Annotated in this window: 14 protein-coding genes and 1 other RNA gene; 4 read left to right on the top strand and 11 right to left on the bottom strand. The window is 55.8% G+C overall.

What is annotated here, in order from left to right; translation table 11 throughout:
• Positions 1–114: 114 nt before the first annotated feature.
• Genes ubiH through ygfB form a run of 3 tightly spaced genes read right to left on the bottom strand, consistent with a single transcriptional unit; the run spans position 115 to position 3,219 of the window.
• Positions 115–1,293, bottom strand: coding sequence for a 2-octaprenyl-6-methoxyphenyl hydroxylase (ubiH, locus tag CKO_RS18230; protein ID WP_012135014.1), 1,179 nt, complete (start codon positions 1,291–1,293; stop codon positions 115–117).
• A complete protein-coding gene (pepP, locus tag CKO_RS18235) occupies positions 1,290–2,615 on the bottom strand; it encodes a Xaa-Pro aminopeptidase (protein WP_024130925.1) in 1,326 nt (441 codons plus the stop codon). Before pepP ends, ubiH begins: the two co-directional genes overlap by 4 nt.
• 25 nt (positions 2,616–2,640) lie before the next feature.
• Positions 2,641–3,219 (bottom strand): UPF0149 family protein YgfB, encoded by a 579-nt coding sequence (ygfB, locus tag CKO_RS18240; protein WP_024130926.1) that lies wholly within the window; start codon positions 3,217–3,219, stop codon positions 2,641–2,643.
• A 166-nt stretch (positions 3,220–3,385) separates the two neighbouring features.
• Between ygfB and zapA the strand changes: the two genes are divergently transcribed.
• From zapA to CKO_RS18250, 3 genes are all read left to right on the top strand, one after another.
• Positions 3,386–3,715, top strand: a complete 330-nt coding sequence (gene zapA, locus CKO_RS18245; RefSeq protein ID WP_006686880.1) for a cell division protein ZapA — start codon at positions 3,386–3,388, stop codon at positions 3,713–3,715.
• A gap of 41 nt (positions 3,716–3,756) precedes the next feature.
• Positions 3,757–3,940, top strand: a non-coding RNA gene (gene ssrS, locus CKO_RS22750) — 6S RNA.
• Positions 3,941–3,960: 20 nt separating this feature from the next.
• Positions 3,961–4,563 (top strand): 5-formyltetrahydrofolate cyclo-ligase, encoded by a 603-nt coding sequence (locus tag CKO_RS18250; protein ID WP_047461402.1) that lies wholly within the window; start codon positions 3,961–3,963, stop codon positions 4,561–4,563.
• A gap of 89 nt (positions 4,564–4,652) precedes the next feature.
• On the opposite strand, the gene serA is transcribed toward CKO_RS18250, so the two are convergent.
• A complete protein-coding gene (gene serA, locus CKO_RS18255) occupies positions 4,653–5,885 on the bottom strand; it encodes a phosphoglycerate dehydrogenase (RefSeq protein ID WP_012135018.1) in 1,233 nt (410 codons plus the stop codon).
• A 268-nt stretch (positions 5,886–6,153) separates the two neighbouring features.
• Positions 6,154–6,813 carry a ribose-5-phosphate isomerase RpiA gene (rpiA, locus tag CKO_RS18260; RefSeq protein ID WP_024130929.1) on the bottom strand — a complete coding sequence of 220 codons (660 nt, stop codon included), beginning with the start codon at positions 6,811–6,813 and terminating at the stop codon, positions 6,154–6,156.
• 158 nt (positions 6,814–6,971) lie between these two features.
• On the opposite strand from rpiA, the gene argP reads away from it, so the two are divergent.
• Positions 6,972–7,865 (top strand): DNA-binding transcriptional regulator ArgP, encoded by an 894-nt coding sequence (argP, locus tag CKO_RS18265; protein ID WP_012135021.1) that lies wholly within the window; start codon positions 6,972–6,974, stop codon positions 7,863–7,865.
• A gap of 154 nt (positions 7,866–8,019) precedes the next feature.
• Here argP and CKO_RS18270 read toward each other — a convergent pair whose 3' ends face one another.
• The 6 genes from CKO_RS18270 to CKO_RS18290 form a co-directional block, all read right to left on the bottom strand.
• A complete protein-coding gene (locus tag CKO_RS18270; protein ID WP_012135022.1) occupies positions 8,020–8,748 on the bottom strand; it encodes an oxidative stress defense protein in 729 nt (242 codons plus the stop codon).
• A gap of 93 nt (positions 8,749–8,841) precedes the next feature.
• Positions 8,842–9,477 carry an arginine exporter ArgO gene (gene argO / locus CKO_RS18275; RefSeq protein WP_024130930.1) on the bottom strand — a complete coding sequence of 212 codons (636 nt, stop codon included), beginning with the start codon at positions 9,475–9,477 and terminating at the stop codon, positions 8,842–8,844.
• A gap of 196 nt (positions 9,478–9,673) precedes the next feature.
• Positions 9,674–10,531: a small-conductance mechanosensitive channel MscS gene (locus CKO_RS18280; RefSeq protein WP_012135025.1), complete on the bottom strand. Its 858-nt coding sequence runs from the start codon at positions 10,529–10,531 to the stop codon at positions 9,674–9,676.
• Positions 10,532–10,660: 129 nt separating this feature from the next.
• Entirely contained in the window at positions 10,661–11,593 is a 933-nt protein-coding gene (allS, locus tag CKO_RS18285) for an HTH-type transcriptional activator AllS (RefSeq protein ID WP_012135026.1), read from the bottom strand.
• Positions 11,511–12,383, bottom strand: a complete 873-nt coding sequence (locus CKO_RS22760; protein ID WP_024130931.1) for an oxamate carbamoyltransferase subunit AllH family protein — start codon at positions 12,381–12,383, stop codon at positions 11,511–11,513. Before CKO_RS22760 ends, allS begins: the two co-directional genes overlap by 83 nt.
• Positions 12,384–12,477: 94 nt before the next feature.
• Entirely contained in the window at positions 12,478–13,740 is a 1,263-nt protein-coding gene (locus CKO_RS18290) for a YlbE family protein (RefSeq protein WP_012135029.1), read from the bottom strand.
• Positions 13,741–13,745: the final 5 nt, after the last annotated feature.

The following is a 13,745-nucleotide window of genomic DNA, read 5'->3' on the forward strand; positions in this document are numbered from 1 at the left end:
AAACCGTAGGCCGGATAAGGCAAAGCCACTATCCGGCATTACATTACTTCCGCGGCATTGCCTGATGGCGCTGCGCTAATCAGGCCTACTTCTTTATTCCGACCTACCGGTGAATTATCGTGCGACCCAGCCCAACGTCCGTTTTGCCAACGTGTCGCGAAGGGGAGGCAATAACTCCATCGCCATTAAGCCGACGTTGCGCCCGGCAACCAGCGGCGCCCAGCGGTTAGCAAACAGATGCACCAGGCTATCCGTTATGCCAACCGTCGCCTCTCTGTCAGCCTGACGGCGCGACTGGTACTCAGAAAGCACGCCGTACTCGCCGACGTCTGCCCCAGACTCATGCGCCTGCACCAGCGTTTCGGCAAGGCTCATCACATCGCGCAGCCCCAGGTTAAACCCTTGCCCGGCGATAGGATGCAGCGTCTGCGCCGCATTGCCGACCAGCACGGTGCGATGGGTTATCGCTTTGGCCGCCGTGGTGAGCGCTAACGGATAAGCGCTGCGCTTACCCGCATGGGTGATTCGTCCCAGCCGCCAGCCAAACGCCGACTGTAGCTCATGGCAAAAACGTTCATCCGACCAGCGCATGATCTCATCGCGCTGTTCAAGCGGATGGCACCACACCAGCGAACAGCGACCTTCGGACATCGGCAACATCGCCAGCGGGCCGTGTTGGGTAAAGCGTTCAAACGCACGTCCGTCATGCAGGGTAGCGGTCGCAACGTTGGCGATCACCGCCAGTTGTTCATAAGGCTGCTGCTGCCAGTCCACGCCGCAGGCGGTCGCCAGAGCGGAGTGCGTACCGTCGGCCGCCACCACGACATGACCAGAAATCACGTCACCGTTTTCCAGAGTGACATTCACCTTTTCTTGCGTTCGCGCCACGCTGGCAACGCGATCCGGGCAATGCAGCGTCACGCCCGGCGCTTTGCGCAACAGCGCAAACAGTCGCTGACCGACATCATGCAGCTCCACAACCTGCCCCAACGCAGCGATGCTGTAATCCTGCGCGTCCAGAGTGACAAAACCGGCATGGCCGCGATCGCTGACATGTACCGTGTTGATCGCCGTTGCGCAATCAGCAATCGCCTGCCAGACGCCAATCCGCGCCAGTTGCTGACAGGTGCCTGCCGCCAGCGCGATCGCCCGGGCGTCGAACCCGGGATGCGCGGCAGCTTCAGGCGCGCTTGCTTCAATCAGGTGCACGGCCAGTTTGCCGTGGCTAAGCTGAGAAAGGGCCAGCGCCAGCGTCGCGCCCACCATACCGCCGCCAACAATAATCACGCTCATAGCTGACGCGCCGCCGCCATTAAGGCTTCAATATCGTCCGCCTTTTTCACCACGCTGGCGGTCAGGTTTTCGTTGCCCGTTTCCGTAATGACGATGTCATCTTCAATACGGATGCCGATGCCGCGATACGCTTCCGGCACGTCGGCGTCCGGCGCGATGTACAGACCCGGCTCAACGGTGAGCACCATGCCCGGCTCCAGCACGCGGGAGCGATCCTGCCCGTAAACGCCAACATCGTGTACATCCAGCCCCAGCCAGTGGCTAAGACCATGCATAAAGAATGGACGATGGGCGTTTTCCGCGATCAACTGCTCCACGTCACCCTGCAAAATGCCCAGATTCACCAGCCCCGCGATCATGATGCGCACCACTTCTCCCGTGACCTCCTGGATAGACGTTCCCGGGCGAAACAGCCGTAAGCTGGTTTCCAGCGACGCCAGCACGATATCGTAGATTTCGCGCTGGGCGGGCGTAAATTTGCCGTTCACCGGGAAAGTACGCGTAATGTCGCCAGCATAACCTTTGTATTCGCATCCGGCGTCGATCAACACCAGATCGCCGTCGCGCATTTCGCTTTCATTTTCAGTGTAGTGGAGGATGCAGCCGTTCTCACCGCTGCCAACAATGGTGTTATAAGACGGATAGCGCGCGCCGTGACGGTTAAACTCGTGGTGAATTTCACCTTCCAGTTGATATTCGAACATCCCCGGACGGCATTTTTTCATTGCGCGGGTATGCGCCAGCGCGCTGATCTCGCCCGCGCGACGCATGACGGCAATCTCTTCCGGCGATTTAAACAGGCGCATCTCGTGCACCATTGGCCGCCAGTCGGTCATCGTCGCCGGTGCAGTCAGGTTCTGTCGGGAACCTTTACGCAGTTTATCCAGCGCGGCGAAAACAATCTCGTCGGCATACGCATATTCGCCCTGCGCGTGGTAAACCACGTCAAGGCCATTGAGTAGCTGATAAAGCTGCTGGTTGATTTCGCTGAATGCCAGCGCGCGATCCACGCCCAGTTTTTCCGGCGCGGCGTCCTGCCCCAGGCGGCGGCCAAACCAGATCTCCGCCGTCAGATCGCGAACGCGGTTAAACAAAACGCTGTGGTTATGAGTGTCATCACTTTTAATCAGCACCAGCACCGCTTCCGGCTCGTTAAAACCGGTGAAATACCAGAAATCACTGCTCTGGCGATACGGATATTCACTGTCCGCGCTGCGCGTGGCTTCCTGAGCTGCAAAAATCAACGCGGCGCTGCCCGGCTGCATTTGCGCCAGTAATACCTGGCGGCGACGCTGATACTCCTGCTGAGATATATCGCTCATAACACTCTCCATTGCGTTTACGTTCTTAGTGCAGAGTCGGTTTCTGGACTTCCGGCGCCGTCGGCTGCTGACGCGTAAAGGTGTCGTGGCACAGCAGCGCCGCAACCCGCACATATTCGATGATCTCTTCGAGCGACATCTCCAGCTCTTCCTGATCTTCGTCTTCGTCATAACCGAGCTGGGCGATGTTGCGCAGATCGTCAATGGCTTCACCGGTTTCGCCGGTCACTTTATCCAGCTTAGGCTGCGTGACGCCAAGCCCCAGTAAAAAGTGGTTAACCCAGCCGGCCAGCGCATCAGCGCGATCGAACACGCTCACCTCGTCGCCTTCAGGCAGAAAAAGCTGAAAAAGGAAGCCGTCGTCTTCCAGCGCGTCGCTGGTTGCCGCGTGCATTTTACGCAGCGCCTGCGCCAGTTCGTGACCAAATGCCAGCCCCTCGTTCGTCAGGTCGTGCAACAGCGGCTGCCATGAGCTGTCGTTGTTGCCGCCGCAAATCATCCCACTGATCAAACCGTGCATTTCGGCCGGGGTTAACCCCGTCCCCTGTTGGTTCAAAAACTGGTTCATTTCGTTGTAACCAGGCATTTCGTTCTGTATAGACATAAGCATTCGTCATCAAAGGGAGGATATTCATGATATGCTACCACTTTGGACCCTGGTGAACCAGAAAAGGGCTTGTATCTTCACACCGGGGTAGCTATAGTGTCGCCCCTTCGCCGACCCAGGGTCTGGAGGCGAAGGCAGCGCAGTCAATCAGCAGGAAGGTGGCATGTCTGCACAACCCGTCGATATCCAAATTTTTGGCCGTTCACTCCGCGTGAATTGCCCGCCTGAACAAAGGGATGCGTTGAATCAGGCTGCGGACGATCTGAATCAGCGGTTGCAAGATCTAAAAGTTCGCACTAGAGTCACAAATACTGAGCAGCTGGTTTTCATTGCCGCATTGAACATCAGCTATGAATTAACTCAGGAAAAAGCGAAGACCCGCGACTACGCGGCGAGCATGGAACAACGAATTCGGATGCTTCAACAGACCATTGAACAGGCGTTGCTTGATCAGGGTCGCATAACCGAAAAAACGGGCCAAAACTTTGAATAACACTTTTCGGTTTACTATGGTAGAGTGACCGTGAAGACAAAATTTCTCTGAGATGTTTGCAAGCGGGCCAGTCCCCTGAGCCGATATTTCATACCACAAGAATGTGGCGCTCCATGGTTGGTGAGCATGCTCGGCTAGTCCGAGAAGCCTTAAAACCGTGACGACGCATTCACCTTGAACCAAGGGTTCAAGGGTTACAGCCTGCGGCGGCATCTCGGAGATTCCCCTTCTACCTGGCGACAGCCATGACGCAACTTCCTGAACTTCTTTTATCCCGACAAGAAATCCGCCAGATGATTCGGCAACGTCGCCGTACGCTGACGTCTCAACAGCAAACCGCGTTCGGTCAACAGGCCGCCACCAGAATGCTTGCTTATCCTCCCGTGGTTCTTGCCCACACCGTCGCGGTGTTTCTTTCATTCGATGGCGAGCTGGACACGCAACCCTTGATTGAGCAGCTCTGGCGCGCGGGAAAACGCGTGTATTTACCGGTTCTCCATCCGTTCAGCCCCGGCAATTTACTGTTTCTGCATTATCATCCGCAAAGCTCGCTGGTGATGAATCGTCTGAAAATTCAGGAACCGAAGCTGGACGTGCGTGACGTGCTGCCGCTCTCTCAGTTAGATGTGCTGGTCACACCGTTAGTCGCTTTCGACGAAGACGGCCAGCGTCTGGGAATGGGCGGCGGGTTCTACGACAGAACGTTGCAGAACTGGCGACAGCATAAGATCCAACCGGTGGGTTATGCGCACGATTGTCAGTTAGTGGAAAAGTTGCCTGTCGAAGAGTGGGATATCCCGCTGCCTGCGGTGGTGACGCCGTCAAAAGTGTGGGAGTGGCCGCAGTGAATTGCCTGATGGCGCTACGCCTCACCCGGCCTACGAGCCGATCTCACAGGCCGGGTGAGGCATAGCCGCCACCCGGCACAGTATACAAATTAGTACAGCAGACGAGCGCGAATCGTACCCGGTAGCGCTTTCATCGCCAGCAGGGCTTTCTCCGCCACATCTTCATCCGCTTCGATATCAATCACCACGTAACCGACCTGGGCAGACGTTTGCAGATACTGCGCGGCGATGTTAACGCCCTGCTCGGCAAAAATCTGGTTAAGCGCGGTCAGCACGCCTGGACGATTTTCATGGATGTGCATCAGACGACGACCGCCGTGCAGCGGCAGGGAGACTTCCGGGAAGTTCACCGCAGACAGCGTAGAGCCGTTATCAGAATACTTCGTCAGTTTGCCTGCCACTTCAAGGCCGATGTTCTCCTGCGCTTCCTGGGTAGAACCGCCGATATGCGGCGTCAGAAGCACATTGTCGAATTCACATAGCGGAGAAGTAAACGGATCGCTGTTGGTCGCAGGTTCCGTCGGGAACACGTCGATAGCTGCGCCCGCCAGGTGTTTGCTCGCCAGCGCATCGCACAGCGCCGGGATGTCCACCACTGTACCGCGAGACGCGTTGATCAGCAGCGCGCCCGGTTTCATCAGTGCGATTTCCGTCGCGCCCATCATGTTTTTGGTGGAGGCGTTTTCCGGCACATGCAGGCTCACAACGTCGCTCATGTTCAGCAGATCGGAAAGATGCTGTACCTGGGTCGCGTTGCCCAGCGGCAGTTTATTTTCAATATCGTAGAAGAAGACGTGCATGCCCAGCGATTCCGCCAGAATGCCCAACTGCGTGCCAATGTGGCCGTAACCGATGATCCCCAGCTTTTTGCCGCGCGCTTCAAACGAACCGGCCGCCAGTTTGTTCCACACGCCACGGTGCGCTTTCGCGTTCGCTTCCGGCACGCCGCGAAGCAGTAGCAGCAGCTCGCCAATCACCAGTTCCGCAACAGAACGCGTGTTGGAGAACGGCGCGTTAAACACGGGGATTCCGCGTTTTGCCGCTGCGTTCAGATCAACCTGGTTGGTGCCGATGCAGAAACATCCAATCGCCACCAGTTTCTCTGCGGCGTCAATCACATCTTCGGTCAGATGGGTTCGGGATCGCAGGCCAATGAAATGGGCATCACGGATGGACTCTTTCAACTGCTCAGTATCCAGAGCGCCTTTGTGAAATTCGATGTTGGTATAACCTGCCACGCGAAGGTTTTCGAGTGCCTTTTGGTGCACACCTTCAACCAGCAGAAATTTAATCTTGTCTTTCTCCAGTGATACCTTTGCCATTTCCCCGACCCTGTCTTTTTATCGAAACTGATGTGTTGTATGTGGATTTGTATCCGCCTTTCAACATATCAAAAAAAACTATTGCGGCAATATGAACGTTTGCGTCGCCACTCTGAAGAAATATCATTCAGCGTGAAATGGCAGAGGAAAATGCTGGGGATAAGATTTTCTTTGGAGAGATCGGCAGGGCAACATCCAAAACGTGACACAAGTCACCAAATTTGCCCTGCCAAATTTTTTTAACGCGGGATGAATCACCCTCGCCAGATCATTTTACGATAGTTTTTACGCCGTCTGCCGTACCAATCAGCGCCACATCCGCGCCACGGTTGGCGAACAGGCCGACGGTCACGACGCCCGGAATGGCGTTAATCGCGTTTTCCATCGCGATCGGATCAAGAATTTCCATGCCGTATACGTCGAGGATAACATTGCCGTTATCAGTGACTACGCCCTGACGGTACTCAGGACGACCGCCCAGCTTCACTAACTGGCGTGCGACAGCGCTGCGCGCCATCGGGATCACTTCCACCGGCAGCGGGAATTTACCCAGAATATCGACCTCTTTGGAGGCATCCGCGATGCAGATGAATTTCTTCGCCACCGAAGCAATGATTTTCTCACGCGTCAGCGCCGCGCCGCCGCCTTTAATCATCTGCATGTGGCCGTTGATCTCATCCGCGCCATCAACATAGACGCCCAGGCTGTCCACTTCATTCAGATCGAAAACGGTAATGCCGAGGCTCTTGAGTTTTTCAGTAGATGCATCCGAGCTGGACACCGCCCCTTCAATCTGACCTTTCATTGTGCCCAGCGCATCAATAAAGTGCGCGGCTGTTGAACCGGTACCTACGCCCACAATGGTGCCGGGCTGTACATACTGAAGTGCCGCCCATCCTACTGCTTTTTTCAGTTCATCCTGCGTCATGATCGTTTCGCCTGTGGTGTGAAAATTCAGGCGCATTATAGATCATTGTGCGAAAAAATCCCTCCGACCCCGCTCGCAAGCGGCGGATTTCGTCTGTACCTGAGTGAAATTTATGTCATAGTGCGGGATAAGAAAAATTTCAGGAGTACCTCAGAGCAATGAAACGTCCAGACTACAGAACACTACAAGCGCTGGATGCGGTGATTCGTGAACGGGGATTTGAACGCGCCGCACAGAAGTTGTGCATCACACAATCCGCTGTCTCACAACGCATAAAACAGCTTGAGAATATGTTTGGGCAACCGCTGCTGGTACGAACCGTTCCGCCGCGTCCTACCGAACAAGGGCAAAAATTGCTGGCGCTGCTGCGTCAGGTAGAGCTACTGGAAGATGAGTGGCTTGGCGATGAGCAAACCGGCTCCACGCCGCTGCTGCTGTCGCTGGCGGTCAACGCCGACAGTCTGGCGACCTGGCTGCTTCCGGCGCTGGCGCCGGTTCTGGCCGACTCGCCTATTCGCCTCAATTTGCAGGTGGAAGATGAAACCCGCACCCAGGAACGTCTGCGTCGCGGCGAAGTGGTTGGCGCGGTGAGTATTCAGCACCAGGCGCTGCCAAGCTGCCTGGTAGACAAACTTGGTGCGCTCGACTATCTGTTCGTGGGATCAAAACCCTTCGCCGAGCGCTACTTCCCCAACGGCGTCACCCGTTCTGCGCTGCTGAAAGCGCCCGCAGTGGCGTTTGACCATCTGGACGACATGCACCAGGCCTTTTTACAGCAGAACTTCGATTTACCGCCGGGCAGCGTGCCGTGCCATATCGTTAACTCTTCCGAAGCCTTCGTACAGCTCGCGCGTCAGGGCACCACCTGCTGTATGATCCCGCATTTGCAGATCGAGAAAGAGCTGGAGAGCGGTGAGCTGATCGATTTAACGCCTGGCCTGTTCCAGCGTCGGATGCTCTACTGGCACCGTTTTGCGCCGGAAAGCCGTATGATGCGCAACGTGACTGACGCGCTGCTGGAGTATGGGCATAAGGTTTTAAGGCAGGATTAACGCGCCGTGCCTGATGACGCTACGCTTATCAGGCCTACAGGTTATTTTGTAGGCCGGATAAGGCGTTTACGCCGCCATCCGGCAATTTGCCCGGGACGCTGCGCTTGCCGGGCCTACGATGGTTTGTAGGCCGGATAAGGCGTTTCAACAACGCTTACTGTGCTTTCGTCTCTGCTGCTGGTTCTAACTGGAACACCACATCGACCTGATCAGCAAACTGAATTGTCGGCTGCTCATAGGTTTCCTGGGCCGACACCGCAGGCGCCGCGTCCGCTTTCATCATTCGCACCACCGGGCTCGGCTGATAATTAGAAACGTGGTAACGCACGCTATAAACCGGCCCCAGCTTACTGTTAAAGCCCGCAGCCAGTTGCTCAGCCTGGTGAACCGCGTCATCAATCGCCGCTTTACGCGCTTTATCTTTATAGGCATCCGGTTGCGCAACGCCTAATGACACCGACCGGATCTCATTCAGACCCGCTTTCAGCGCGCCATCCAGCAGAGAGTTGAGTTTGTCCAGCTGGCGCAGCGTAACTTCAACGGTTCGCACCGCGCGGTAGCCTTTCAGCACACTTTTACCATTCTGGTAGTCATAGTCCGGCTGAGTGCGCAGGTTTGCAGAGCTGATGTCTTTCTTGGCAATCTGATTTTGTTCAAGGAAAGAAAGGTATTGCGCAACACGCTCATCGGCCTGTTTCTTGGCGGAAGCGGCATCCTTTGCCGACACGTTGACTTCAATCGCCAGGGTGGCGATGTCAGGCGTCGCATCCACGCTTGCCGTCCCGGAAGTCACGATGTGCGGTCCATTCGGCAACTCATTTGCCTGTACCGGGATTGCGCTAAATCCGACTAATGCCGCAAGGGCCATCACTTTGAACTTCACTGTCGCTCCTCCATGTTACGTTAATCGCCCTGAAACTCAGGGCGCATGCAGGCAAGCTTAGCGGGTATCTGCGCGTTGTCCATCAGACAACGCTTAGTTGAACAATGCGTGAACGTGTGCAACCCCTTCTTTTGCCAGTTGAAAAGCGATAAACCACATCACCAGCCCTACCAGAGTATTGATGATACGCTGGGCTTTGGCGGTACGCAGTCGCGGTGCCAGCCAGGCGGCCAGCAGCGCCAGACCGAAGAACCACAAGAAAGAGGCGCTGACGGTTCCCAAAGCGAACCAACGCTTCGGCTCCATCTCCAGTTGCCCGCCCAGGCTACCCAGCACCACGAAGGTATCCAGATAAACGTGCGGATTCAGCCACGTCACCGCCAGCATCGTGGCGATGATTTTCCAGCGCCCCTGCTTCATCACCTCGGCGCTGGCCAGTTCCAGGTTGCTGCTCATTGCCGTTTTTAACGCGCCAAAGCCGTACCACAATAAAAACGCCACACCGCCCCAGGTCACTAACGCCATCAGCCAGGGAGACTGCATGAGCAATGCGCTGCCGCCAAAGATGCCTGCGCAGATAAGCACTAAATCGCTGATCGCGCAAAGCAGCGCAATCATGATGTGATACTGCCGACGAATCCCCTGATTCATCACAAACGCATTCTGCGGGCCGAGCGGCAGGATCATGGCCGCGCCAAGCGCAAAACCTTGAAAATAATAAGATATCACGATAATTATTCCGAACTGTTTCTCTTAAGCGCAGACTATAGCGCGAGAGAATCATTAGCGGAAATTGATAATTTTAATCGCAGATTAGGGGAATTAATAAAGGGGGAAGGAAATGCCGGATGGCGGCTAACGCCTTATCCGGCCTACAAAACAACCTGTAGGCCCGGTAAGCGACAGCGCCACCGGGCGAAACGGCTTATTCCGCGTTCTCTTTCACTCGTTTGAAATTCACGTCCATCTGCGGATACGGGAAGCTGATGCCTGCGGCATCGAACTCACGTTTAATGCGTTCCAGCACATCCCAGTAAACATTTTGCAGATCGCCGCTTTTACTCCATGCGCGCACCACGAAATTAATGGAGGAGGCGCCCAGCTCATTCAGGCGCACCGTCATTTCACGGTCTTTCAGAATACGCTCGTCAGACTGGATAATATCGGTCAGGATTTTTTTCACCTGGTCGATATCAGAGTCATACGCCACGCCAATGATAAATTCGTTACGACGCACCGGTTCGCGGGAAAAGTTAATGATATTTCCGGCAATAATCTTGCCATTCGGGATCACCACAATTTTGCCGTCCACGGTACGCATGGTGGTCGAAAAAATTTGTACGTTCAGTACCGTACCCGCGACGCCGCCGAGATCGACATATTCTCCCGCGCGGAAAGGACGGAACATCACCAGCAGTACGCCTGCCGCGAGATTAGACAAAGAACCTTGTAAGGCCAGACCGACCGCTAAACCGGCGGCACCCAACACAGCGATAACGGAAGCCGTTTGTACGCCAACACGCCCCAGCGCGGCAATCAGCGTAAAGGCAATAATGCCGTAACGCACCAGCGCAGACAGGAAGTCAGCCACGGTCGCATCAATATGGCGCGCCAGCATCAGGCGATTAACGGTATTGGAAACAATACGCGCCACGATCATCCCGATGATGATGATAGCGATAGCCGCAACGATGTTAACCGCATAACTCAGCAACAGCTCCTGATTGCGCACCAGCCAGGTGCCCGCACCATTTATGCTGTCGACAACATTCAAATCTTCCATTCAATATTCCTTGGTCATATCAAAAAAACGCAAATGAGATCATTCTCACGAAAACGACCTTTTAAAGGTAAACAAAAACAGTCGAATATGCCATTTTTCAACATGCTCCCATCAAGGAAACGCGCAGCGTTAATACTCCGCAGGTCGATCGACCCTTCTGAGAAATCCGCTCACTAATGCACTCTTCTGCTTAAAGACGTCGGCGATTTCACTCACCACTTTTCCGCTGCCCGCATTCTTCCATGCGATAGAAAGCGGCGAAGGCTGGCGTGGATTGACCACTGAGCGGGCAACCAGCGCCCCGGACTCGACATACGGACGGCACAATCGCTCCGGTAAAAAACCGACGCCGAGGCCGCTTAAATGGCAGGCCAGCTTGGTGCTGAGATCTGGAACCTTGATCTCTTTTTGTCCGCTCAGCAACCAGGCAACACGGCGCGTCAGCGTTCGCGAAGTATCTTCAATATTAATGGCGGGGTAACGGCGCAGCATATCGTCAGACAATACCGGCGCAGGATGGCTCGCCAAAGGATGACTCTGCGCCACCACAAACTGCCAACTGACATCCCCCAGCGGCAGCAGAGAGATGTTATTGGAGAGCGACTCCGAGCCCGTTACGCCAATCGCTAACTGAAAGTCGTCATACAAAAGCGAATCCCACACGCCCATGTAGACCTGACGGGAAATTTGAAAACGGGTAAACGGAAACTGTTGATGTAACCACGTCAGTAAGTCCGCCGTGGTCTGCGGCTGATACAGCAGGTTATTGATAACGATATTCACCTGCCGCTCAACGCCTGCGTTGATCTGCTGAAGCTCGTCCGGCATTGCATCCAGCCAGTTAAGCCACTGGCGGCAATGCTCAAGCAGGTGCTGCCCGGCAAGAGTCAGGCTGACCGATCGGGTCGTGCGTAAAAAGAGCTGCGTTCCCACCTGCTCCTCCAGCGTTTTTATGCGATAGCTGATCGCCGCTGGCGTTTTATGTAGCGAACTGGCCGCGCGGGAAAAGCTCTCCGTCTCCGCAACCCGAATAAATGTGCGTATTGTTTCCTGATCGAGCATGCCTTCCCCTTGAGTCGACCATCTGTAACCACCGTTGCGCTATTGCTATCCCCAGTAATGTATCGGCGCCTGAAGTGTGTCCAACCGCGAGCAAACGCTGAATCGCGGGCTGCGGGTCGCGCCCTGACTGTAAACGGCGCATCACCTTCAGCACCGGTATTGAAAACTCCCCCATTCTGGCGCTGTTCAGATAACTGCAACTTACCGATGTTGTAAGTTGCGCAAGCCGATCCGCCGGAGGTAAGAAATGCCCCAGCCGCGCAGAAAACCCGGCGACATACAGCACGGCAAGCATACCCGTCAGCATATCATCGCCGCTGGGCGTCAGTCCTGGCCCACACCCGATAAGCCAGCGCCAGTCCGGCATCATGCCATGATGCCAGCATGCAAGCTGCTTAATTATTTCAGGATAATACGGCATAGCTGTCAGCGGTTGATTTAACGCCCCGGAGAAGCCGCTGCGTTGCGTACAGAATGAGAGATCGACAGGAGCGACAGCAGCAGAACTCAGCGACACACGAAGTATGCGACGAGGGTCAAGCATTATGCCCTGCCCCCACAGGGTGTTCCCCTGTTTGATAAGTCGTTCAACATGGGACACGCGGGAAAACTGCGCGGTGCTCAGTAACACGCCCGTCGGCCCCATTCCTTTCCCATAGCGAAACAGCGTCAATAGCTCGCCACCGGAATGGCAAAAGTTAGTCGCCTGCGAGAAGCGGCTGTGTAACGACCACTCACCATCGGGAAGTCGATAAAGTCCGGCACAGGCCAGGGGATTGATAATGCTCATCGGTACACTCCAGTATGCCGGATGGCGGCGTAAACGCCTTTACAGCATTGCCAGACCGTAGGCCCGGTAAGCGTAGCGCCACCGGGCAAAGCGATTACGCCGTGATGTGATGCAACTCCGCCAGCGCTTCCAGCGCTTTTTCAAAGCAAAGCAGCGGAGCGCGTACGGTTCCCGCCCCCACCTGCCCAATTCCCGCTTCACGATGGGCAATACCGGTATTAATCAGCGGCGTGATCCCCGTTTCAACAACGCGGCGAATATCCAGCCCCAGGCAGGCTCCCCTGAAATCCCAGGACGGAATCTGGAACAGCGGATTGCTGGACAGATAGATTTCGGCCATCTCTTCCGACGTTTCCAGCGCCGCCCCCATACCGCCTGCGCCGACAAAACGCGTTACGCCAGGCGCGGCAATCATTGCCGCGCCGCCGATCCCCAGTGTTTCCGTGATGGCGCTGTCGCCAATATCCGGGTTCGCATCGGCCTGGCTGTAACCGGTAAAAAACAGCCCCTGCGGCGTATTCACCGGCGCGGTAAACCAACGGTCGCCGGTGCCGCTTACGCGAATACCAAAGTCGCGACCGTTACGCGTCATGGCCGTAACGACCGATCCGGCTTTAATTTCCGCCGCCGCATCCATCACCGCTTTACTGTAAGCCATCGCCAGGTTGAGGAAGAACTGGTCGGTGACACTGAGGAATTGCAGCACGTCAATGATTTCAGCCTTCGGACGATCCAGTCCGGCGATCACCGGCGACAACGTGCGCAGCAGCAAAGAAGAGGCGGCAATATTACGCTGGTGGAACTCATCCCCCATGGTGATAGCCTGCGCCATCAGCGCCGTCAGATCGACGCCGTTTTCCATCCGCGAGAGCGCTTCCTGCAACACCGGCGCCAGCACATCACGCATCCAGCGCAGGCGTTTCTGGACGTCATCGCCGTAAGCGCCGAAACGCATCACTTTGCCGATCCCTTCATTAAGGTTGCAGCAGGACAAGTTGCCATGCACCACGTCACGTACCACCAGCACCGGCATACTGGCGGAGGTGATACCGCCCATCGGCCCCACTGCGCCCACATGATGACAAGGCATAAACGCCACCTCACCTTGTTCCAGCATGCGTACGGCCTCTTCCTCACTGGCCGCCCAGCCTTCAAACAGCGACGCGCCGATACAGGCGCCGCGCATCGGGCCGGTCATCTCTTCCCAGGCGATCGGCGGGCCGGCGTGCAGTAATTTACGTCCAGACGCTAATTCGGCCACCGCGTCTTTCGCCGGGCGTACCGCAACCCAATGTGGGCGCGCGGCTTTGATTCGTTCAATAATGGCTTCGTTGGCCTGTGCAATAGATGAATACATATCCG

This window comes from Citrobacter koseri ATCC BAA-895 (assembly GCF_000018045.1).
Lineage (GTDB): Bacteria > Pseudomonadota > Gammaproteobacteria > Enterobacterales > Enterobacteriaceae > Citrobacter_B > Citrobacter_B koseri.